The organism is Vibrio sp. TRT 1302, assembly GCF_050113875.1.
In the GTDB taxonomy this organism is placed as follows: domain Bacteria; phylum Pseudomonadota; class Gammaproteobacteria; order Enterobacterales; family Vibrionaceae; genus Vibrio.
Genome location: NZ_JBNJOF010000036.1, coordinates 1 through 19,455, shown reverse-complemented (window position 1 = coordinate 19,455; position 19,455 = coordinate 1). Strand labels below are relative to the sequence as shown.

General features: G+C 44.3%; 21 protein-coding genes. 17 read left to right on the top strand and 4 right to left on the bottom strand.

Going from position 1 to position 19,455, the window contains the following annotated elements; translation table 11 throughout:
• Positions 1 to 419: 419 nt before the first annotated feature.
• Positions 420 to 1,223 (bottom strand): inositol-1-monophosphatase, encoded by an 804-nt coding sequence (suhB, locus tag ACQEXP_RS20920; protein ID WP_269377746.1) that lies wholly within the window; start codon positions 1,221 to 1,223, stop codon positions 420 to 422.
• 178 nt (positions 1,224 to 1,401) lie between these two features.
• Between suhB and trmJ the strand changes: the two genes are divergently transcribed.
• From trmJ to fusA, 12 genes are all read left to right on the top strand, one after another.
• Positions 1,402 to 2,127, top strand: a complete 726-nt coding sequence (trmJ, locus tag ACQEXP_RS20915) for a tRNA (cytosine(32)/uridine(32)-2'-O)-methyltransferase TrmJ (RefSeq protein ID WP_426971433.1) — start codon at positions 1,402 to 1,404, stop codon at positions 2,125 to 2,127.
• A 120-nt stretch (positions 2,128 to 2,247) separates the two neighbouring features.
• Positions 2,248 to 2,754 carry a Fe-S cluster assembly transcriptional regulator IscR gene (gene iscR / locus ACQEXP_RS20910; RefSeq protein ID WP_269377743.1) on the top strand — a complete coding sequence of 169 codons (507 nt, stop codon included), beginning with the start codon at positions 2,248 to 2,250 and terminating at the stop codon, positions 2,752 to 2,754.
• 29 nt (positions 2,755 to 2,783) lie between these two features.
• Complete coding sequence (locus ACQEXP_RS20905) at positions 2,784 to 3,998, top strand: IscS subfamily cysteine desulfurase (protein ID WP_269377742.1); 1,215 nt, start codon at positions 2,784 to 2,786, stop codon at positions 3,996 to 3,998.
• 48 nt (positions 3,999 to 4,046) lie between these two features.
• Entirely contained in the window at positions 4,047 to 4,430 is a 384-nt protein-coding gene (gene iscU / locus ACQEXP_RS20900; protein WP_138970401.1) for a Fe-S cluster assembly scaffold IscU, read from the top strand.
• A 68-nt stretch (positions 4,431 to 4,498) separates the two neighbouring features.
• Positions 4,499 to 4,822 (top strand): iron-sulfur cluster assembly protein IscA, encoded by a 324-nt coding sequence (iscA, locus tag ACQEXP_RS20895; RefSeq protein WP_269377739.1) that lies wholly within the window; start codon positions 4,499 to 4,501, stop codon positions 4,820 to 4,822.
• A 58-nt stretch (positions 4,823 to 4,880) separates the two neighbouring features.
• On the top strand, positions 4,881 to 5,396 hold the full coding sequence (gene hscB / locus ACQEXP_RS20890) for a co-chaperone HscB (RefSeq protein ID WP_426971432.1): 516 nt from the start codon (positions 4,881 to 4,883) through the stop codon (positions 5,394 to 5,396).
• An 18-nt stretch (positions 5,397 to 5,414) separates the two neighbouring features.
• On the top strand, positions 5,415 to 7,268 hold the full coding sequence (gene hscA / locus ACQEXP_RS20885) for a Fe-S protein assembly chaperone HscA (protein ID WP_426971431.1): 1,854 nt from the start codon (positions 5,415 to 5,417) through the stop codon (positions 7,266 to 7,268).
• Positions 7,269 to 7,279: 11 nt separating this feature from the next.
• A complete protein-coding gene (gene fdx, locus ACQEXP_RS20880) occupies positions 7,280 to 7,618 on the top strand; it encodes an ISC system 2Fe-2S type ferredoxin (protein WP_269377734.1) in 339 nt (112 codons plus the stop codon).
• 50 nt (positions 7,619 to 7,668) lie between these two features.
• Positions 7,669 to 7,863, top strand: coding sequence for a Fe-S cluster assembly protein IscX (iscX, locus tag ACQEXP_RS20875; RefSeq protein WP_138970405.1), 195 nt, complete (start codon positions 7,669 to 7,671; stop codon positions 7,861 to 7,863).
• A gap of 150 nt (positions 7,864 to 8,013) precedes the next feature.
• Positions 8,014 to 9,312 carry an aminopeptidase PepB gene (gene pepB / locus ACQEXP_RS20870; RefSeq protein ID WP_269377733.1) on the top strand — a complete coding sequence of 433 codons (1,299 nt, stop codon included), beginning with the start codon at positions 8,014 to 8,016 and terminating at the stop codon, positions 9,310 to 9,312.
• A 58-nt stretch (positions 9,313 to 9,370) separates the two neighbouring features.
• Entirely contained in the window at positions 9,371 to 9,796 is a 426-nt protein-coding gene (gene ndk / locus ACQEXP_RS20865) for a nucleoside-diphosphate kinase (protein WP_006881029.1), read from the top strand.
• Positions 9,797 to 10,023: 227 nt separating this feature from the next.
• Positions 10,024 to 12,111 (top strand): elongation factor G, encoded by a 2,088-nt coding sequence (fusA, locus tag ACQEXP_RS20860; protein WP_269377731.1) that lies wholly within the window; start codon positions 10,024 to 10,026, stop codon positions 12,109 to 12,111.
• A 154-nt stretch (positions 12,112 to 12,265) separates the two neighbouring features.
• Here fusA and ACQEXP_RS20855 read toward each other — a convergent pair whose 3' ends face one another.
• The 3 genes from ACQEXP_RS20855 to ACQEXP_RS20845 form a co-directional block, all read right to left on the bottom strand.
• Positions 12,266 to 13,165, bottom strand: a complete 900-nt coding sequence (locus tag ACQEXP_RS20855) for a LysR substrate-binding domain-containing protein (protein ID WP_269377729.1) — start codon at positions 13,163 to 13,165, stop codon at positions 12,266 to 12,268.
• A 108-nt stretch (positions 13,166 to 13,273) separates the two neighbouring features.
• Complete coding sequence (locus tag ACQEXP_RS20850) at positions 13,274 to 14,959, bottom strand: AMP-binding protein (protein WP_269377728.1); 1,686 nt, start codon at positions 14,957 to 14,959, stop codon at positions 13,274 to 13,276.
• A 131-nt stretch (positions 14,960 to 15,090) separates the two neighbouring features.
• The gene (locus ACQEXP_RS20845; protein WP_426971430.1) at positions 15,091 to 15,828 is read right to left on the bottom strand and encodes a helix-turn-helix domain-containing protein; all 738 of its coding nucleotides are present in this window, start codon (positions 15,826 to 15,828) and stop codon (positions 15,091 to 15,093) included.
• 452 nt (positions 15,829 to 16,280) lie between these two features.
• On the opposite strand from ACQEXP_RS20845, the gene ACQEXP_RS20840 reads away from it, so the two are divergent.
• The 5 genes from ACQEXP_RS20840 (at position 16,281) to cpaB (ending at position 19,397) form a co-directional block, all read left to right on the top strand.
• Positions 16,281 to 16,463, top strand: coding sequence for a Flp family type IVb pilin (locus ACQEXP_RS20840; RefSeq protein ID WP_426971429.1), 183 nt, complete (start codon positions 16,281 to 16,283; stop codon positions 16,461 to 16,463).
• Between the two features lie 134 nt (positions 16,464 to 16,597).
• Positions 16,598 to 16,750 carry a Flp family type IVb pilin gene (locus ACQEXP_RS20835; protein WP_426971428.1) on the top strand — a complete coding sequence of 51 codons (153 nt, stop codon included), beginning with the start codon at positions 16,598 to 16,600 and terminating at the stop codon, positions 16,748 to 16,750.
• A 26-nt stretch (positions 16,751 to 16,776) separates the two neighbouring features.
• Positions 16,777 to 17,295 carry an A24 family peptidase gene (locus ACQEXP_RS20830; RefSeq protein WP_426971427.1) on the top strand — a complete coding sequence of 173 codons (519 nt, stop codon included), beginning with the start codon at positions 16,777 to 16,779 and terminating at the stop codon, positions 17,293 to 17,295.
• A 15-nt stretch (positions 17,296 to 17,310) separates the two neighbouring features.
• The gene (locus tag ACQEXP_RS20825) at positions 17,311 to 18,657 is read left to right on the top strand and encodes an AAA family ATPase (RefSeq protein ID WP_426971426.1); all 1,347 of its coding nucleotides are present in this window, start codon (positions 17,311 to 17,313) and stop codon (positions 18,655 to 18,657) included.
• Positions 18,654 to 19,397 carry a Flp pilus assembly protein CpaB gene (cpaB, locus tag ACQEXP_RS20820; RefSeq protein WP_269377723.1) on the top strand — a complete coding sequence of 248 codons (744 nt, stop codon included), beginning with the start codon at positions 18,654 to 18,656 and terminating at the stop codon, positions 19,395 to 19,397. The genes ACQEXP_RS20825 and cpaB overlap by 4 nt, the downstream gene beginning before the upstream one ends.
• Positions 19,398 to 19,455: the final 58 nt, after the last annotated feature.

Here is a 19,455-nt window from a genome sequence, read left to right as displayed (position 1 = left end):
ATACTTAAGAAGGCTCTAGTCGAAAGACTAGAGCCTTTTTGCTTTCTCATGCTTGTATCGACAAAGCAGCGGATTCCACCGATACCAAAAAAATGCGCGTGTTGGGAGTTCGAATCTCTCCACCCCTGCCATTTGGCGTTCTTACATTGTGCTAATGGGCTCTCGGTGTGGCTGTTGATTCCAATGGTTCGGAGAGGTGTGATGGCCGTTGTAGAGCTGAAGCGAGTTTATCTAAGTTCAATCGAACGACCGCCTTGCAGCTCTGGTGTGCTGAATTCGTCGTAATGAACAAAGTGGCTATGCAATAACGGTTATTCGAGCTGAGGTTCTTGCGTTAACAGACGTAACTCTACAGGTTATTTTAGATATAAAAAAACCACTCTATTGAGTGGTTTTTAAAATATCAGCTGTACAGATAATTACTTCAGGATTGCTTCGTTACCGTTTTCACGGATGTGTTTAAGCATGCCTTTAACGCCGCGCGCGCTTGACGCAACTACGTTACCAGATTTCATGTATTCAGTACCGCCAGCAAAGTCAGTAACGATAGCGCCAGCTTCGCGAGCAATCAATTCACCCGCTGCGATGTCCCATGGCTTTAGGCCAAGCTCAAAGAAGCCATCAACGCGGCCAGCAGCTAGGTAACATAGGTCCAGAGCAGCAGAGCCAGTGCGACGGAAGTCAGCGCAGTCTACGAATAGAGCAGACATGATCTTTAGGTAAGATTCAGAGTGTTGCTTCTGTTTGTATGGGAAACCAGTTGCTAGAACTGTGCCTTGAAGGTCTTTAAGTTGCTTAACACGGATACGAGCGTTGTTTAGCTGAGCACCAGCACCACGTTGTGCAGTGAATAGTTCATTTAGCATTGGGTCGTATACACACGCTACTTCTGTTTTGCCTTTAATGCGAACAGCGATAGATACAGAGAAATGAGGTAAACCTTTAACAAAGTTTGTTGTGCCATCCAGTGGGTCGATGATCCATTGAACGTCTTGGTCTTTACCTTCGATGACGCCATTTTCTTCAGCAACGATACTGTGATCAGGGTACGAAGCCTTGATTGTATCGATGATCATAGTTTCCGCTTCTTTGTCTACGTTAGTAACAAAGTCATTCGTGCCTTTTTGAGTAGATTCGATCTTCTCAACATTTTCTAAAGATTTAGCAATATGATTGCCAGCTTTTCGTGCAGCACGAATAGCGATATTAAGCATTGGATGCATACTAATTTCCCAACGGATGTTAAAGAACAGAAAAACGGGCGGCAGTATACCAGATAAATAGCTAAATGGAAGTGGTTAATTTTTGCACTTTCAGTTTTAATCGCGAAAAGGGTCTGACCATTTTACTCAGGTATATGGTACTATCTTGCGGCTCGAATTTTACTCTTGGAAATCATTAATGCTCAACAACGTAAAAGTTGTCCTCGTTGGGACATCTCACTCTGGCAACATCGGTTCAGCGGCTCGTGCAATGAAAGTTATGGGCTTATCGAATCTTGTTCTCGTTGATCCTCAGTGTAGCGTTGATGAACAGGCTATTGCTTTGGCCGCAGGAGCAGCCGATATTGCACAAAATGCCACAATTGTAGGTGATTTAAATGAAGCGGTTGCTGATTGTGCATTAGTCGTCGGTTCTAGCGCACGTTCGCGCACGTTAGAGTGGCCGATGCTTGAACCTAGAGAATGCGGTGAAAAATTTGTCTCTGAGGGTCAAAACTCGCCCGTTGCACTAGTATTTGGTCGCGAACGTACAGGGCTGACAAATGATGAGCTTCAAACTTGTCATTATCACGTGTGTATCCCCGCCAACCCTGAATACAGTTCACTCAACTTAGCAATGGCAGTTCAGACGTTAAGCTATGAAATACGTATGGCGTATTTAGAGCGTGAGCAAAGTCAGTACGCCAAGCAAGAAGAGTTAGAGTACCCAAGACACAAAGAGTTGGAATTGTTTTTTGCACACCTTGAAAAAGTGGCAAAGGATACCCAATTTATCAGTGAAGAACAGCCAGGCAAAGTAATGAATAAACTACGACGTTTGTTCAACCGCGCAAGGCCGGAAGCACAAGAATTAAATATTCTACGTGGTGTGCTTACCGCGATAGAGAAGCGTATCTCTCAGTAGTCTATAACCATAATGTGACTATGGATAAATACCTGAGTAATTTAGTCAATTAAATACTTGACCGTTTTACTCAGGTATGAAAGAATTCATACCACATAAACGGTGTGGATATGGTGTTATATGAGACTTACATCTAAAGGAAGATACGCAGTGACAGCCATGTTAGATGTGGCTCTGCACTCACAGCAAAACCCAGTGCCTCTGGCTGATATTTCAGAGCGTCAGGGTATTTCATTATCTTATCTAGAGCAGCTTTTCTCAAAGTTACGTAAAGCTGGTTTAGTTGCGAGTGTGCGTGGACCGGGTGGTGGTTACCGCCTAGGTGAAGATGCATATTCAATTGCGATCGGTACAGTGATCGCAGCAGTGGACGAATCTGTTGATGCTACCAAATGTAATGGTAAGGGAGATTGTCAAGGCGGTTCACGCTGTCTTACCCATACCTTGTGGCGAGATTTAAGTTCACGTATCAGTGACTTCTTAAACAACATCACGTTAGGTGAGTTGATGAAAGACAACGAAGTCATCGAAATTTCAGATCGACAAGATCTCGATCTTGCCGTTAATCATGGGTTTGCTAATAAAAATACAAACACCGCACCCATCGGTGTTAACGTCCGCTCTTAAGCGGTTTGCCTGTTACATTGGAGTAGAGAATGAAACTGCCTATTTATTTAGATTATTCAGCGACCTGTCCTGTTGATCCTCGTGTAGCTGAAAAAATGGTTCAGTACATGACTATGGACGGTACGTTTGGCAACCCAGCATCACGTTCACACCGTTACGGCTGGCAGGCAGAAGAAGCGGTAGATACTGCTCGCGAGCAAGTCGCTGATCTACTAAATGCAGATCCACGTGAAATCGTATTTACTTCGGGTGCAACTGAGTCAGATAACCTTGCTATTAAAGGTGCTGCTCATTTCTATTCGAAGAAAGGCAAGCATGTCATTACTTGTAAGACAGAGCATAAAGCAGTTCTAGATCCATGCCGTCAACTTGAGCGTGAAGGTTTTGAGGTGACTTACCTAGAGCCTGAATCAAACGGCCTTATCGATCTTAAAAAGCTAGAAGCTGCAATGCGCGAAGACACGGTTCTTGTTTCTATCATGCATGTAAACAACGAGATTGGTGTGATTCAAGACATCGCGTCAATCGGTGAACTATGCCGTGAGCGTAAGATCATTTTCCATGTAGATGCTGCACAGTCTGCTGGCAAACTACCAATCGACGTTCAAGAAATGAAGATTGACCTAATTTCTATGTCAGCGCACAAGATTTACGGTCCTAAAGGCATTGGTGCTCTATACGTACGCCGTAAGCCTCGCATTCGTTTGGAAGCTCAAATGCACGGTGGTGGTCATGAGCGTGGTTTCCGTTCAGGTACTCTACCGACTCATCAGATTGTTGGTATGGGTGAAGCTTTCCGCATCGCTAAAGAAGAGATGAAAAAAGACTTCGACCATGCACTAGCACTACGTAACCGCTTACTTGACGGCGTGAAAGATCTCGAAGCTGTGACGGTAAACGGTGATTTAGAACAGCGCGTACCGCATAACTTAAATGTTAGCTTCGCATTCGTTGAAGGCGAGTCACTGCTTATGTCGCTTAAAGACCTAGCGGTTTCTTCTGGCAGCGCATGTACATCAGCAAGTCTAGAGCCATCATATGTACTGCGTGCTCTTGGCCTAAATGATGAGTTAGCACACAGTTCAGTTCGTTTCTCATTTGGTCGTTTTACGACAGAAGAAGAAATTGACTACGCAATTGAACAGATTCGTACTGCAGTGATTAAACTGCGCGACATGTCTCCTCTATGGGATATGTACAAGGAAGGAATTGACCTAGATACGGTTGAGTGGGCACACCACTAATCGCAGGTTATTCCCAGGAAATAGATAGAGGATTCGAGGTAAATTATCATGGCATACAGCGAAAAAGTAATTGATCACTACGAGAACCCACGTAACGTTGGTTCATTTGACAAAGAAGACCCATCGGTAGGTAGCGGCATGGTTGGCGCTCCTGCGTGTGGCGACGTAATGAAGCTTCAAATCAAAGTAACACCTGAAGGTATTATTGAAGATGCGAAGTTTAAAACATACGGTTGTGGTAGTGCGATTGCATCTAGCTCACTAGTTACTGAGTGGGTTAAAGGTAAGAGCATTGATGAAGCTGCGGCGATTAAAAATGCTGAAATTGCAGAAGAGCTAGAACTTCCACCAGTGAAAGTACACTGCTCAATCCTAGCGGAAGACGCAATTAAAGCAGCGGTAGCTGACTACAAGAAAAAACACCAACAATAAGTAATCCGTATATAATAGGAGGTTAATCCTCCTATTCCATTCGCAATATAGACAAACTAGGGTGCAGTATGGCCATCACAATGACAGAAACCGCGGCGAGTCGCGTTAGAACATTCTTAGAAAACCGAGGCAAAGGCATTGGTTTACGCTTGGGTGTGAAGACGACAGGCTGTTCTGGAATGGCGTATGTACTTGAGTTTGTTGATGAGCTTAACGAAGAAGATTCAGTGTTTGAGCACGACGGCGTAAAAGTGATAATCGATCAAAAAAGCCTAGTGTATTTAGATGGCACTGAATTGGATTACGTTAAAGAAGGCTTAAATGAAGGGTTTGAATTTAATAACCCAAATGCGAAAAGCGAATGCGGTTGTGGTGAAAGCTTCAACGTTTAATTGATAGTACCTGTGGGCGTCCAGGTCCACAGGGTTATTCCCAAGGACCGAACTCTCCATGAATTACTTTGAATTATTTGGGCTACCAAGTCAGTTTCAACTGGATGGTAGCCTTCTTTCTTCACAGTTCCGTGAACTTCAAAAACAGTTCCATCCCGATAACTTTGCCACGGCTTCAGAACGAGATCGTCTAATGGCGGTACAAAAAGCGGCTGAAATTAACGATGCGTACCAAGTGCTAAAAAAGCCAATCTCACGCGCTGAGTACTTGTTGGCGGAGAATGGTGTTGAGATTCGAGGTGAACAACAAACACTGCAAGACCCTATGTTTCTTATGGAGCAAATGGAATTGCGTGAGGAACTTGAAGAGATTTCTGTAAGCTCGGATCCTGAAGAAGCTCTGTTCGACTTTGAATCTAAAGTGAGCAAAATGTTTAAGCAGCAACTGACTGCTGTAGAGCAGGAGCTTAATGACTCAGACTGGCAGCAAGCGGCTGACCGAGTCCGAAAGTTAAAATTTATTGCCAAACTTCAAAACGAAATAGAACTAGTGGAAGACAAACTCCTCGGCTAGTGAAAAAAAGGACCACCCATGGCACTACTTCAAATTGCAGAACCGGGTCAAAGCTCGGCACCCCATGAGCATAAACTTGCAGCTGGTATCGACTTAGGTACGACTAACTCGCTAGTTGCTTCTGTTCGTAGTGGTGATGCTGCAACATTAAAAGATGAACATGGCCAGAGTATCTTACCTTCGGTAGTGAACTATTCTGGAGATACACCTCAAGTGGGTTACGCAGCTAAAGCGAAAGCAGAAGTGGACCCTGTAAACACCATCATCTCCGTAAAACGCTTACTGGGTCGCTCTCTAGAAGATATTAAAAATCGTTACCCAAGCTCTCCGTACCAGTTTAAAGCGAGTGACAGTGGTTTACCTATCATTCAAACCGCGAGCGGCGACAAAAATCCAATAGAAGTCTCTGCTGACATTCTAAGAACCTTAGGTCAGCGAGCTGAGCAAACATTAGGTGGTGAGCTTGCAGGTGTGGTTATTACTGTTCCAGCCTACTTTGATGATGCTCAGAGAGCGGGCACCAAAGACGCGGCTAAGCTAGCTGGCTTACACGTCCTTCGACTGCTGAACGAACCAACAGCAGCTGCGATCGCTTACGGTCTTGATTCTGGACAGGAAGGTGTCATTGCGGTTTATGACCTTGGTGGCGGTACATTTGATATCTCGATTCTGCGTTTATCAAAAGGTGTCTTTGAGGTTTTAGCTACGGGCGGTGATTCGGCGTTAGGCGGTGATGATTTTGACCATTTGTTTGCTGACTACCTCATCGAAAAAGCCGGTTTGACGACGCCTTTATCTGCCGAGCACAACCGTATTGTGTTAAACGTAGCGACTCAAGCCAAGATCGATTTCTCTGAACAAGAAAGTGTTGATGTTGAAGTGCTAGGGTGGACAGGGGCGGTTACTCGTCAAGAATTTGAAGCTCTGATTCAGCCGTTAGTTAAGAAAACACTGATGTCATGTCGTCGTGCATTAAAGGATGCAGAAGTCGATACCGATGATGTTCTGGAAGTGGTGATGGTTGGGGGATCTACTCGCACATTACTGGTTCGTGAAATGGTGGGTGAGTTCTTTGGTCGTTCACCATTGACAAGCATCAACCCTGATGAAGTTGTAGCGATTGGTGCTGGTATTCAAGCGGACATTCTTGCGGGTAATAAACCCGACTCAGAGATGCTGTTGCTGGATGTTATTCCACTATCGTTAGGCATTGAAACGATGGGTGGATTGGTTGAGAAAATCGTTCCACGTAATACCACCATTCCTGTTGCACGAGCTCAAGAGTTTACGACCTTCAAAGATGGTCAAACCGCCATGAGTGTTCATGTTGTACAAGGTGAGCGCGAAATGGTGGATGATTGTCGTTCACTTGCACGTTTCTCTTTGAAAGGTATTCCACCAATGGCAGCAGGTGCTGCGCATATTCGTGTTACCTACCAAGTTGATGCAGATGGCTTACTCTCGGTTACCGCCATGGAAAAAAGCACCGGTGTTCAGTCGGAAATCCAAGTGAAACCGTCTTATGGATTGAGTGATGATGAAGTTGCCACCATGCTACGAGACTCAATGACGTATGCGAAAGAAGACATGCAGGCTCGAGCCTTAGCAGAGCAGCGTGTTGAAGCTGACCGCGTGATTGAAGGTTTGATTGTTGCAATGCAGGCGGATGGTGATGAACTCCTTTCTGAGCAAGAACGACAAGTACTGCTTCAAGCGATTGAGTCACTCATTGAGCTACGAAATAGCGACAGTGCTGATGCAATAGAACAAGGTATCAAAGATACTGACAAGGCGAGCCAAGACTTCGCTTCTCGCCGTATGGATAAATCGATTCGAGCTGCACTGTCAGGTCAATCAGTAGATGATATTTAAGAGATAGAGTTATGCCTAAGATTATCGTATTACCGCATGAAGATTTGTGCCCAGAGGGCGCGGTTTTAGAAGCCAAGACAGGTGAAACGGTCCTTGATGTTGCGCTAAAAAACGGCATCGGTATTGAACATGCGTGTGAAAAATCATGTGCTTGTACAACATGTCACATTGTTATTCGCGAAGGTTTTGACTCTTTAGAAGAGAGTGATGAACTTGAAGACGACATGCTAGATAAAGCATGGGGTCTTGAGCCTGAGTCGCGCTTAGGTTGCCAGGCAAAAGTCGCTGATGAAGATTTAGTCGTTGAGATTCCTAAATACACACTAAACCACGCATCGGAAGACCATTAATCGTCTCAACCCGACCACCCATCGTAACGCTACAGTAAGGAAGGTAAGTAATGAAATGGACAGATTCTCGCGATATTGCTATTGAGTTATGTGATAAGTTTCCTGATACAGATCCTAAAACCGTTCGTTTTACTGATTTGCACCAGTGGATCATGGAACTTGATGACTTTGATGATGAACCAAACCGTTCGAATGAGAAGATACTGGAAGCTGTGATCCTATGTTGGATGGATGAAATGGATTAACCCTAGCGGTAAAACCCTTTCAGTTAACAAAATTTACTAAAAAAAGCGGACCTTATGGTCCGTTTTTTTATCAATTTCACATTAAAGTGTTAACATCCAGTGGTAAATAGAAGAAGGCGTAGACAACGCCAGTAAAGACAAGGAGAAACCATGTCTACACAGATGTCAGTATTTCTAAGCCAAGAAGCTGCAGCCCCTCAATGGGGAGCTAACGCGATCGTTTCATTTTCTAATCACGGTGCGACTATCCACCTAGTTGAAGAAGACGATCTTGGTACGATTCAAAAGGCGGCTCGTAAACTTGATGCTCAAGGCGTGGCGTCTTTAACTCTCGCTGGTGAAGGCTGGAACTTGGAAAACGTTTGGACGTTCCACCAAGGTTACCGCGGCCCTAAAAAAATTAACCAGCTTGCATGGCAAGAACTTGCGCAGGCGGATCAAGTAGAGCTAGAAGCGCGTATCAAAGCGACAGATTTTACGCGTGATATTATCAACAAGACTGCGGAAGAAGTGGCGCCTCGTCAGTTAGCGACTATGGCTGCTGAGTTTATTAAATCTGTTGCACCAGAAGGTACAGTAACGGCTCGTATCGTAAAAGATAAAGATCTGCTAGCGGAAGGTTGGCAAGGTATTTATGCGGTCGGACGTGGTTCTGAGCGAACCTCTGCAATGCTTCAGCTTGACTTTAACCCAACAGGTGATGAAAACGCTCCTGTATTTGCTTGTTTAGTTGGTAAAGGCATTACGTTTGATTCAGGCGGTTATAGTATCAAACCATCGGGTTTTATGACTGCGATGAAAGCGGATATGGGCGGTTCGGGCACCATCACAGGTGCTTTAGGCTTAGCCATCATGCGCGGCCTAAACAAACGTGTAAAACTCATTCTTTGTTGTGCAGAGAACATGATCTCTGGCCGTGCGCTTAAACTTGGCGATATCATCACTTACAAAAACGGTAAGACTGTTGAGATCATGAATACTGATGCTGAAGGTCGCCTTGTGCTTGCGGATGGACTAATCTACGCGTGTGAACAGAACCCAGAACTGATCATTGATTGCGCAACCCTAACTGGGGCTGCGAAAAACGCTTTGGGTAATGATTACCATGCGTTAATGAGCTTTGATGACGAACTGTCTCATCAGGCACTCACAGCCGCTCGCGAAGAGAACGAAGGTTTGTGGCCACTGCCGCTTGCAGAGTTCCATCGAAGCATGTTGCCATCTAACTTTGCTGACCTGTCAAACATCTGTAGCGGTGACTACTCACCAGGTGCTAGTACAGCGGCGGCATTCCTGTCTTATTTTGTGGAAGATTACAAGAAAGGCTGGTTACATTTCGACTGCGCAGCAACGTATCGTAAAGCGGCAACAGATAAGTGGGCCGCAGGTGCGACAGGCGTAGGCGTACGTAGTTTGGCTGGTTTGCTCATGCAGCAAGCGAGCAAATAACATTAAGAGGCCGCAGAGCCTCTTCTATTAAAACAAAGATAAAACGAAAGGATACCTTATGGCTCTTGAAAGAACTTTTTCTATCGTTAAGCCCGATGCAGTAGAACGCAATCTAATTGGTGAAATTTATCACCGCATTGAAAAAGCAGGTCTACAGATCATTGCAGCTAAAATGGTTCGCCTAACTGAAGAGCAGGCGAGTGGCTTTTATGCGGAACATGAAGGCAAAGAGTTTTTCCCTGCACTGAAAGAATTTATGACTTCTGGACCAATCATGGTTCAAGTACTTGAAGGCGAAAACGCGATTGCACGTTACCGTGAACTTATGGGTAAAACTAACCCAGAAGAAGCAGCATGTGGCACCATTCGTGCTGATTACGCTGTAAGCATGCGCTATAATTCAGTTCACGGTTCAGATAGTCCGGAATCAGCAGCTCGCGAAATCGAGTTCTTCTTCCCAGAGTCGGAGATTTGTCCTCGCTAATCGAAGGACAATAGCAAAATATGAGGTGCTGCTTGTTACCGAATGAGCAGCATTTTTATTCTGAGAAAGCTTAATCAATACCAGCAAATTTACCATTTAATTGGTGAATTAACTGCTAATATTGGTGAGACAAGTTTTTTTTACATACAGCGCACGCAAGGGTATCAGTCTTGACAGATTGTGATATACTCTGCGCGCAATTTATACCTTATTAACAGAGTAAGACAATGGCAGATTTATCGAAATACAGAAACATTGGTATTTTCGCGCACGTTGATGCGGGTAAAACTACCACCACTGAGCGTATCCTGAAGCTTACTGGTAAAATCCACAAAACTGGTGAAGTACATGACGGTGAGTCTACTACTGACTTCATGGAGCAAGAAGCTGAGCGTGGTATCACAATCCAGTCAGCAGCTGTAACGTGTGAGTGGAAAAACCACCGTCTAAACGTTATCGATACTCCGGGACACGTTGACTTTACAGTTGAAGTATACCGTTCACTTAAAGTACTAGATGGTGGTATCGGTGTATTCTGTGGTTCTGGCGGTGTTGAACCTCAGTCAGAAACTAACTGGCGTTACGCTAACGAATCTGAAGTATCACGTATCATTTTCGTAAACAAACTTGACCGTATGGGTGCAGACTTCTTCAACGTTGTTGAGCAAGTTAAGAAAGTACTAGGTGCTAACCCACTAGTTATGACTCTGCCAATCGGTCGTGAAGACGATTTCGTTGGTGTTGTAGACGTTCTAACTCGTCAAGCGTACGTTTGGGACGAAACTGGTCTTCCAGAAAACTACGAAATTCTAGATGTTCCAGCAGACATGGTTGACGATGTAGAACAATACCGTGAAGAAATGATTGAAACTGCTGTTGAGCAAGACGACGAGCTAATGGAAGCTTACATGGAAGGCGAAGAGCCAACTATCGAGCAAATCAAAGCTTGTATCCGTAAAGGTACTCGTGATCTAGCGTTCTTCCCAACATTCTGTGGTTCTGCATTTAAGAACAAAGGTATGCAACTTGTTCTTGACGCTGTAGTAGATTACCTACCAAGCCCAACAGAAGTTGAACCACAAGATCTAACTGATCCTGAAACTGGTGAACCAACTGGCGAAAAAGCAATCGTTGATGCTGATCAGCCACTAAAAGCGCTAGCATTCAAGATCATGGATGACCGTTTTGGTGCACTAACATTTATTCGTATCTACTCTGGCCGCATGAAGAAGGGTGACACTATCCTTAACGCTGCGACAGGTAAGACTGAGCGTATCGGCCGTATGGTTGAGATGCAAGCGAATGACCGCACAGAGATCACTGAAGCTCAAGCTGGTGACATCATCGCTGTTGTAGGTATGAAGAACGTTCAAACAGGTCACACTCTATGTGATCCTAAGCACGAATGTACTCTAGAACCAATGATCTTCCCAGAGCCAGTAATCTCTATCGCTGTAGCACCTAAAGATAAAGGTTCTACAGAGAAGATGGGTATCGCTATTGGTAAGATGGTTGCAGAAGATCCATCATTCCAAGTTGAGACTGATGAAGATTCAGGTGAAACTATCCTTAAAGGTATGGGTGAACTTCACCTAGACATTAAGGTAGATATCCTTAAGCGTACTTACGGCGTTGAGCTAGAAGTAGGTGCTCCACAGGTAGCTTACCGTGAAACTATCACTCAAGCAGTTGAAGATAGCTACACGCACAAGAAGCAGTCTGGTGGTTCTGGTCAGTTCGGTAAGATCGATTACCGCATCAAACCAGGTGAGCCAAACTCTGGCTTCACGTTCAAGTCAACTGTTGTAGGTGGTAACGTTCCTAAGGAATTCTGGCCTGCAGTAGAGAAAGGCTTCGAAGGCATGATGCAAACTGGTGTTCTAGCTGGCTTCCCTACGCTAGACGTTGAAGTTGAGCTATTCGACGGTGGCTTCCACGCAGTTGACTCATCTGCAATCGCATTTGAAATCGCAGCGAAAGGCGCATTCCGTCAATCAATGCCTAAAGCAGGTGCACAGCTTCTTGAGCCAATCATGAACGTTGACGTATTTACTCCAGATGACCACGTTGGTGATGTTATCGGTGACCTTAACCGTCGTCGTGGTATGATCAAAGACCAACAAGCTGGTGCTACTGGCGTTCGTATCAAAGCTGACGTTCCTCTATCAGAAATGTTCGGCTACATCGGTACGCTACGTACAATGACTTCTGGTCGTGGTCAGTTCTCTATGGAGTTCGCACGCTACGCAGCTTGTCCATCAAACGTTGCTGAGCAAGTAATCGCAGAAGTTAAAGAGCGTAACGCTAAGAAGTAATTCTTATTGTTAGCTAAATAGCTTGAAAGCCCCAGTCGCAAGACTGGGGCTTTTTTTATGGGGTAACATGTTCCTAGCGCTCCGTATCCCAGCCTACCTTGGGATACGGCTATCAATAATGCCTAAACCTAATGAATGGCTCTCTTTTTGTTGCTTAGCCTGCTATTTCGCTATGTAGCCAGTTTGCAAAAGCAGCGATTCGATTTCGTCGTGGGGACTCATCATTGTAGAACAGGTTGAATTGGATGCCTGGAGTCATACCGATATCAAATGGTTTAATGAGTAACCCTCTCTCTACATAGTCGGCGGCGAGTGAGTCTGAGGCTAAACAAGCGCCATGACCTGCCATCACCGCATTCATTGCATGATCAAAGGTACTGACATCCATCCATCTCACCGACTCTTTGTTCATTTCAACTCCGGCTTCGGCAAACCAAGCACGCCATGGGTAACCTCCTGATTCATAGTGAATCAACCAGCAACCAAGTAGCTGTTCGGGCGTCGACAAGTTGATTGTTTTCGCTAGATGGGGAGAACAAAATGGGTAGATCGTTTCTTCAAAGAGAAACTCTTTGTGTAGCTTGTGGTTGTCACTGACGTCCAGAGTATCGCCTTGCCATATAGCTAGGTCGGCATCACCCTGTTTTAGTTTGGGAGCGTCGCAACTGGTAATGATACGAATAGGGATACTTGGGTATTGAGTAGAGAATTTCCATAATCGCGGTAGTAACCAACGAGACGCAAATGACGGCGTTGAACTAACGCACAGTAAGCCTTCAACTGGTTCGCTCTGGATTTGGTTCAGACCACTGATAATCGTTTCGAAGCCTTGAGAAACATGTTTAAACAAGATTTTTCCTTGTTCGGTTAAACGCATTTCTCGGCCATCACGGACGAACAGCTTACAGCCTAACCCATCCTCTAATTGGCGAATTTTTTGGCTCACAGCAGCCTGACTAATAAAAAGCTCTTCGGCTGCTCGGCTATAACTATTGAGCCTTGCCGCGACTTCAAAGTAGCGCAATCCTGGCAGGTGATGCAACCTAGCATCCATATACTGTCCCTATGTATTCTTGTGGCAAGTGAGCATCATAATCTCTTTACTTTATGCCGAAAAGTAAAAAGGAGAGCGTAGGCTCTCCTTTTAAATCTCAGTGCAAAACTACTCTTCCCACACGACGAGCTGACCTTTAGGCCAGTTGTGCCCAATCTCGTGGTATTTTTGCTCAAGAACATGACGCTTAATTTTCAACGTCGGCGTCAAGATACCATTCTCAATGCTCCACGGATCTTTGATCATTAAGACGCCTTTGATTTGCTCGTGAGACTCAAGCTCAGCGTTCATTCTCTTGATGACTTTTTTCGTCGTACGCTCATAACGAGCACGATCAAAATTAGGGAAATCATGAGGAACGACAAGCAAAATTGGCGCTGGAAGTCCCAGACCAATCAGACACATCATTTCTACACGGCTGTATTCGAACAGTTTTTTCTCAATTGGTACAGGGGCGACGAACTTACCTTTAGCCGTTTTAAAGGTATCTTTTTTACGGCCCTGAATGGTTAAGTATCCTTCGCTGTCTATAGAACCAATATCACCAGTGTGTAGCCACCCTTCCGAGTCAAATGACTCTTGAGTCGCGATGTCGTTCTTATAGTAGCCGGAGAATAAACCTTTTCCTCGGACCATGATTTCATTGTCTTCGGCAATTTTCAGTTCAATGCCGGGCCCTGCATTACCAACACTACCGATTTTGTCTGCACGGAATGGGTAGTTAAGTGTGCTGTAGGCAAACGACTCAGTCATCCCCCAAGCTTCTGTGATGTTCAGGCCGACGCTGTGGTACCACTCAAGTAACGCTGGAGACACAGGGGCAGAACCACAGCCTAGCACGCGGGCTTTATCCAACCCGAGTCCATCTGCGAGTTTCTTTTTAATCAAAGAGTTAACAAATGGAATTTTGAGCAAGATGTTAAGTTTTTTCTGCGGCAGTTTATCTTGAATACGCTGTTGGAACAGCGTCCAAAGACGAGGCACTGAGATAAACAGCGTGGGTCTTTGCATTTTTACATCTTCGATAAACGTATCGAGAGACTCAGGGAAGGCAGTCTGAACTCCCCCCATGATAGAAGAACCGAAGATATAGACTCGCTCTGTAATGTGGGCTAGTGGTAAATAGGAGAACAGACGATCGTTCTCTTGAATGCCGATGTGATTGATGAGTTGTTGGACCGACCAACTAAACGCGCCATAAGTGAGCATTGCGCCTTTCGGCACTCCCGATGTGCCGGAAGTATAAACTAACGACATCAATTTATCGTCGTAATGCTCTGGACGATACTGGCTTGGTTCGCAATCAGCGATCAACTGTTTAAATTGGTATTGGCAACTTGGTGCAGAGTCATACGGCAGAGCGATGGTAACAAGGTCAGACATCGCATCGATCACTTGCTGTGTTGCTGCTGCATCATCAAGCTTACCGCCAATCAGCGCTTTACTTTCACTGTGCGTCAGACAGTATTCGATGGTATCAGCACCCGCGGTAGGGAAGATCGGTACGCTGACAAAGTCACCAAGCGTCATGGCTAAATCACAGATAAACCATTCGGCACAGTTTTTTGATACCAGTGCAACTTTGTCGCCTGGCTGGATACCCAAATTATTGAGTGCAGTGACTAGCTTCAGTGCTTGATCAGCAACTTCCGCGTAGGTGAACTCGATAAATTGGCGGTTGATAATTTGTTTAAGATAAACCTCATTAGGGCGCTCCGCTGCCCATTTTAGGATCATCTCGTTGGGTGGTGGGAGAGCACAGGTTGGTTTGCTTAACTCGTTAGGCTGAATCATTCTCTAACTCCGTGTTATTGGCAAAATTATGGTTATTTTTATTGTTAATAGATTGTTAACTCTAGCATGGTAAATAAATAGGAGGAAAGCACTAAGAGTAAGTTTAGGAGTTTCTTGTGACCAGCGCGTGATTAGTGAAGTTGACGGTAGGCTGCTGGGCTAATACCCGTCTTTTTTTTGAAGATGCGGGAGAAGTAAGAGACATCGTTATAGCCGCATTGGAAAGCGATAAAAGATATTTTTTCTTTGCGCTCATTGGTTAGCAGTTGCTTAGCGAGATTGATTCTTTTGAGTGTCAAGTAATCCCGGAAACTGACTCCAATCGTTTTGTGAAAAAACTTAGAAAAATAGGTCACCGAGTAGTGGCAGTATTCTGCAACGTCCTCTTCTCTAATCGTTCTTGAGAGGTTCTTATCGATATACCTCAGCATTTCAACCAGATCCTTGTTGATATGTTTGTGTTGATGGTTCTCTACTAACTTATGGATATCAAGGATTTCTTGGTGTTTTGAAAACTGGTAGTAGACCTGCTTATTGAGTTCATCACTCCAAGCCCGAGAGTCATCGTGACTGAGGTTAAAGGTTGAATAAACCACATCCAACTCGGCAATTTCTGGGGGGAGTTCATTGTCGTATACCACGATTAGATGTTTATCTAGGTTTTGACAAAGCTTTGCGGCAGTAAGAAATAGTGAGTGAAAAGAGGCTTCGTAACAGAAAAAACAGAAATGTATTTCAGATTCACTAAGGACAGACACATCATACCCATAGTCGAGAATATGAAAGTATCTTTCTAGGTCCCGAACGATATCTTTGGCGACGTACGTCACCGATTGTCCGAGCCAGTAACCTTTGTGCAACACATCCACTGTGTAAAGTCCTTATTTTGTTTTAGTTTTAATCACGCGAACTGTACCAATTAGCTTAGTTTGTTAATTGATATTAGCCAAGTCTCTTATTGACCCATTGAATGATTAGTTGGCATTTTAATGCGATCGAGATCACTTAAAAATAGTGGTCAGCTTTCTGTCAAGTATCAAAAGTGAGAATGTGTAACTTTAGTAGAGTGGCTATATAGTAGTAACTAAAAGTGCTTTGTAAGCGCATTAAATTAAAAAGAAAGTATATGAAGGACTATTTTTGAATAAATAGCCTAATTTTAGTATTTGTTTATTTGACGAGCGAATGTGCTCATTTTCTCTGATAGTTAATGGCAAAAAAGTACCAAAGATAGCCAAAATAATCCTAACTGTTATTGCTCAAATAAATCTAAATTATCAATAAGCGAAATAGCTTAATGAACTTTGGAAGGAGACAAATCATGAGCAAGCTTATTAAAAACATTTCTGAATTTATGAAAGACGAAGAAGGTCTAACGGTTGTGGAATACGTTGTTGGTGCAGGTTTATTGGTAGCCGGTCTAGCAGGTATTTTTGGTACTTTCAGTTCAGTACTAGAAACACAGTTGGGTACAGTTTTTGAAAATGCATCAACTGGAGGTTAGGATATCGAGTTATCACGTATTAGGCTCAGTTAGTCGCCGTGTGACTGATTTTTGGACTATAGTTGGTTAAGAATTAAGTTGCCCATAACTGTGTTGTGGGCAACTTCCTTTTGTTCAACTTGGAGGTTTTGGCTATGTCTTTCATCAGTTTCTTTAGGGATGAAGAGGGGTTAACCGTCGTCGAGTATGTGGTAGGTGCGGGCTTATTGGTGGTTGGTTTCTCAGGGTTATTTATTGCGTTTGGAGAACTGTTATCTCAACAATTTGGGTCTATATTTAGTGAGTAGGACTGAATAATTTTGGGGACTGTTAGATGGATTTTTTTATTTGGATCGTGCTAGTTGCTATAGCCGTATCTGATGCAAAAGAGCACCGAATACCTAACTCATTATTATTAGTTGTTCTTTTTGTTAGCTTTATTAATAAGGCTATTGTCCTTCAAGACTATAATTTCCTACTCTGGTCATCCGTTAGTGGCATTACATGTTTTGGCATTGCTTTAGTTTTTTATTTTTTAAAAGTGATGGCTCCCGGTGATGTAAAACTTTTGGGTGTCGTGGGTTTTTGGCTTGGCAGTGGGCATATTTTGGGAGCGGTTTATTGGATTGCAGTTGCAAGCGTGGTTATTGGCCTCTTCTATGCCTTTCTTCGCCTCGCAGAGTCACCTAACCAATTTAAATCGTTACTAAACAAATACTCGATTTATGTCATGTATGGTTCTTCGGGCAGTAAAGCTTTAACCAGCCCTGATGGTAGCAGAGGACGATATCAAATGCCTTTTGCGCCAGTCGTTGTTGTTGGAGTAGCGCTTTATTTCTATTTTCTGAATTAATCACAAGGAGTGTTTATGGTTCAGGCAATGTCCAAGGTTCAACATCGAACAGAGTTGACGCCGCAAGCTCCGCAACCCCCTGTGCCAACAAGCTTCGACGACTTAGGAATACCCAAAGCGGTGGTCGAAAATCTGGTCATCAAACATATTGCCGCCTATCCCAAGTCTGACATTCTCCAATTGACCAAGTTGTTATGTATCAACAGTCATATGATTGAGGATGTCATCGCAGGCCTAAGATCAAAGTCAATGGTCGAGGTTTTTCAAGCTGCTTCCTCGACGTTTTCCACTCAATCTACCGGACATGTGCGCTATGGTTTGTCAGAATCAGGCATGCAGGAAGCCGATACTGCTTTTGTAAAAGACGCCTATTTAGGCCCAGTACCCGTCTCTTTGAATCAATATTGCGAAATGGTCAAGGTGCAGGACGTTCGAGCTCAAATGGTTAATCGAGCCGATGTTGAGTATGCACTCTCAGATGTACTGGGCGCTCATCGTATGGTCGGAGTTTTGGGGCCCGCGATTAATTCTGGCCGAGCGTTGTTGCTTTACGGCAGTGCAGGTTCAGGTAAAACCTTTGTCGCGACAAAAATTCTTAACTCACTCAATACTTCGGTTTACATCCCTCACGCTGTCTTTGCCGCGGGTAACATCATCAAAGTCTTTTCCCCTCAGCATCACAAGAGGGTATCCAGCTCAGATATTCAGTCCATCACGTTTAAAGAACAATTTGACCGCCGTTGGTGCCTTTGTGAGCGACCCAGTATCCAAGTCGGTGGGGAATTAACCATGGACATGCTGGAGGTTAATCATAGCGAGCACAACAAGGTATGGATGGCTCCGCTACAGATGATGGCCAACAACGGAATTTTTATTATCGACGATTTGGGTCGCCAGCCGATGCCAGTTGATACATTGCTTAACCGATGGATCGTACCGATGGAATATTTCTACGACTATCTGAACTTGCCCAATGGTCAACAAATCTCAATACCTTTTATCCTCACTCTGGCCTTTTCTACGAACCTAGATCCAGAAAAGATCAGTGACCCGGCTTTTTTACGTCGACTTGGCTACAAGATTCAGTTTGGTCCACTACTCGAAGAAGAGTATCGCGAACTGTGGGGCATTATTGCGAAATCTAAAAATCTGACCCTTACCGAAGGGTGTTTTGAAACTTTATTTGACTTACATCGTCAGCATGACGTGGGCTTTTATCCTTGTTTACCAAAAGACATTGTAGGGATCAGCCGAGATATCATCGTATTTGAAGAAGTTGAACCTGTTATCTCCTCTGAAATCGTAAGCCGTGCGTGGGAAGTGTACTTTACAGCTGATGGCAAAGGAGGAGGCGCTCGATGAGTCGAAATCAAGTCATATTACTCTTTTTACTCTCCATTGCGTTTGGTTTAGGAGCCGTATTTTTTGCCAAACAGTGGATGGACAACCAATTGCAGCCTCAAACTGAAGTTGAGGTGGTTGAGCGAGAGCCGGTGATCATTGCCTCTCAGGAAATACCCGCAGGGACGGTGATTGAGGAGCAGCACATTACCAATAAGTTGCTAGAAAAAGCGTGGCGCTCAGAATCTCAATTTACATCGGCTGAAGAATTGATCGGGCAAGTTGTTGCGAGCAATGTTTATCCTGGCGAGATAATCCATGTTAGCCGTCTAGCCAATCAGGGAGAGGGCTCAACCTTAGCATCTCTCATCCCAGAGAATAAACGAGCTGTAACCATTCGGGTAAACGATGTCATTGGTGTTGCGGGCTTCTTGCTGCCGGGCAATAAGGTGGATGTGTTAAATACGATCAAGTACGGAAAAAACTCGGCTAATACCGTAACAGTGCTCAAAGAAATCAAAGTATTAGCTGTTGACCAAACGGCGAGAACCAAAGAAAACAAACCAATTATCGTAAGGGCTGTGACGTTAGAGGTGACACCTAGTCAGGCCGAAAAGTTGCTGTCTGCCCAAAGTCGTGGAGACATACAGTTAGCATTACGTAATCCTCATGAAGAGGAAAAAGTGGTCAAAAAATATGTTGCCCCTAGTGTCACCATTATTAAGGGCACCGAATCCAGCAATATCCGTGTCAGGGACTGAGGTGAGCTATGAATAAAATAATAACACTGTTTTTTATCTTGCTGCTGTGCAGTGGTGT

Coding starts and splice junctions, on each gene's coding strand:
- iscA (WP_269377739.1), top strand. CDS start 4,499: ATGGCCATCACAATGACAGAAACCGCGGCGAGTCGCGTTAGAACATTC.
- suhB (WP_269377746.1), bottom strand. CDS start 1,223: ATGCATCCAATGCTTAATATCGCTATTCGTGCTGCACGAAAAGCTGGC.
- hscA (WP_426971431.1), top strand. CDS start 5,415: ATGGCACTACTTCAAATTGCAGAACCGGGTCAAAGCTCGGCACCCCAT.
- pepB (WP_269377733.1), top strand. CDS start 8,014: ATGTCTACACAGATGTCAGTATTTCTAAGCCAAGAAGCTGCAGCCCCT.
- ACQEXP_RS20830 (WP_426971427.1), top strand. CDS start 16,777: ATGGATTTTTTTATTTGGATCGTGCTAGTTGCTATAGCCGTATCTGAT.
- ACQEXP_RS20905 (WP_269377742.1), top strand. CDS start 2,784: ATGAAACTGCCTATTTATTTAGATTATTCAGCGACCTGTCCTGTTGAT.
- cpaB (WP_269377723.1), top strand. CDS start 18,654: ATGAGTCGAAATCAAGTCATATTACTCTTTTTACTCTCCATTGCGTTT.
- hscB (WP_426971432.1), top strand. CDS start 4,881: ATGAATTACTTTGAATTATTTGGGCTACCAAGTCAGTTTCAACTGGAT.
- ACQEXP_RS20840 (WP_426971429.1), top strand. CDS start 16,281: ATGAGCAAGCTTATTAAAAACATTTCTGAATTTATGAAAGACGAAGAA.
- ACQEXP_RS20850 (WP_269377728.1), bottom strand. CDS start 14,959: ATGATTCAGCCTAACGAGTTAAGCAAACCAACCTGTGCTCTCCCACCA.
- ACQEXP_RS20825 (WP_426971426.1), top strand. CDS start 17,311: ATGGTTCAGGCAATGTCCAAGGTTCAACATCGAACAGAGTTGACGCCG.
- iscR (WP_269377743.1), top strand. CDS start 2,248: ATGAGACTTACATCTAAAGGAAGATACGCAGTGACAGCCATGTTAGAT.
- fdx (WP_269377734.1), top strand. CDS start 7,280: ATGCCTAAGATTATCGTATTACCGCATGAAGATTTGTGCCCAGAGGGC.
- iscX (WP_138970405.1), top strand. CDS start 7,669: ATGAAATGGACAGATTCTCGCGATATTGCTATTGAGTTATGTGATAAG.
- ACQEXP_RS20855 (WP_269377729.1), bottom strand. CDS start 13,165: ATGGATGCTAGGTTGCATCACCTGCCAGGATTGCGCTACTTTGAAGTC.
- trmJ (WP_426971433.1), top strand. CDS start 1,402: ATGCTCAACAACGTAAAAGTTGTCCTCGTTGGGACATCTCACTCTGGC.
- fusA (WP_269377731.1), top strand. CDS start 10,024: ATGGCAGATTTATCGAAATACAGAAACATTGGTATTTTCGCGCACGTT.
- ndk (WP_006881029.1), top strand. CDS start 9,371: ATGGCTCTTGAAAGAACTTTTTCTATCGTTAAGCCCGATGCAGTAGAA.
- ACQEXP_RS20835 (WP_426971428.1), top strand. CDS start 16,598: ATGTCTTTCATCAGTTTCTTTAGGGATGAAGAGGGGTTAACCGTCGTC.
- iscU (WP_138970401.1), top strand. CDS start 4,047: ATGGCATACAGCGAAAAAGTAATTGATCACTACGAGAACCCACGTAAC.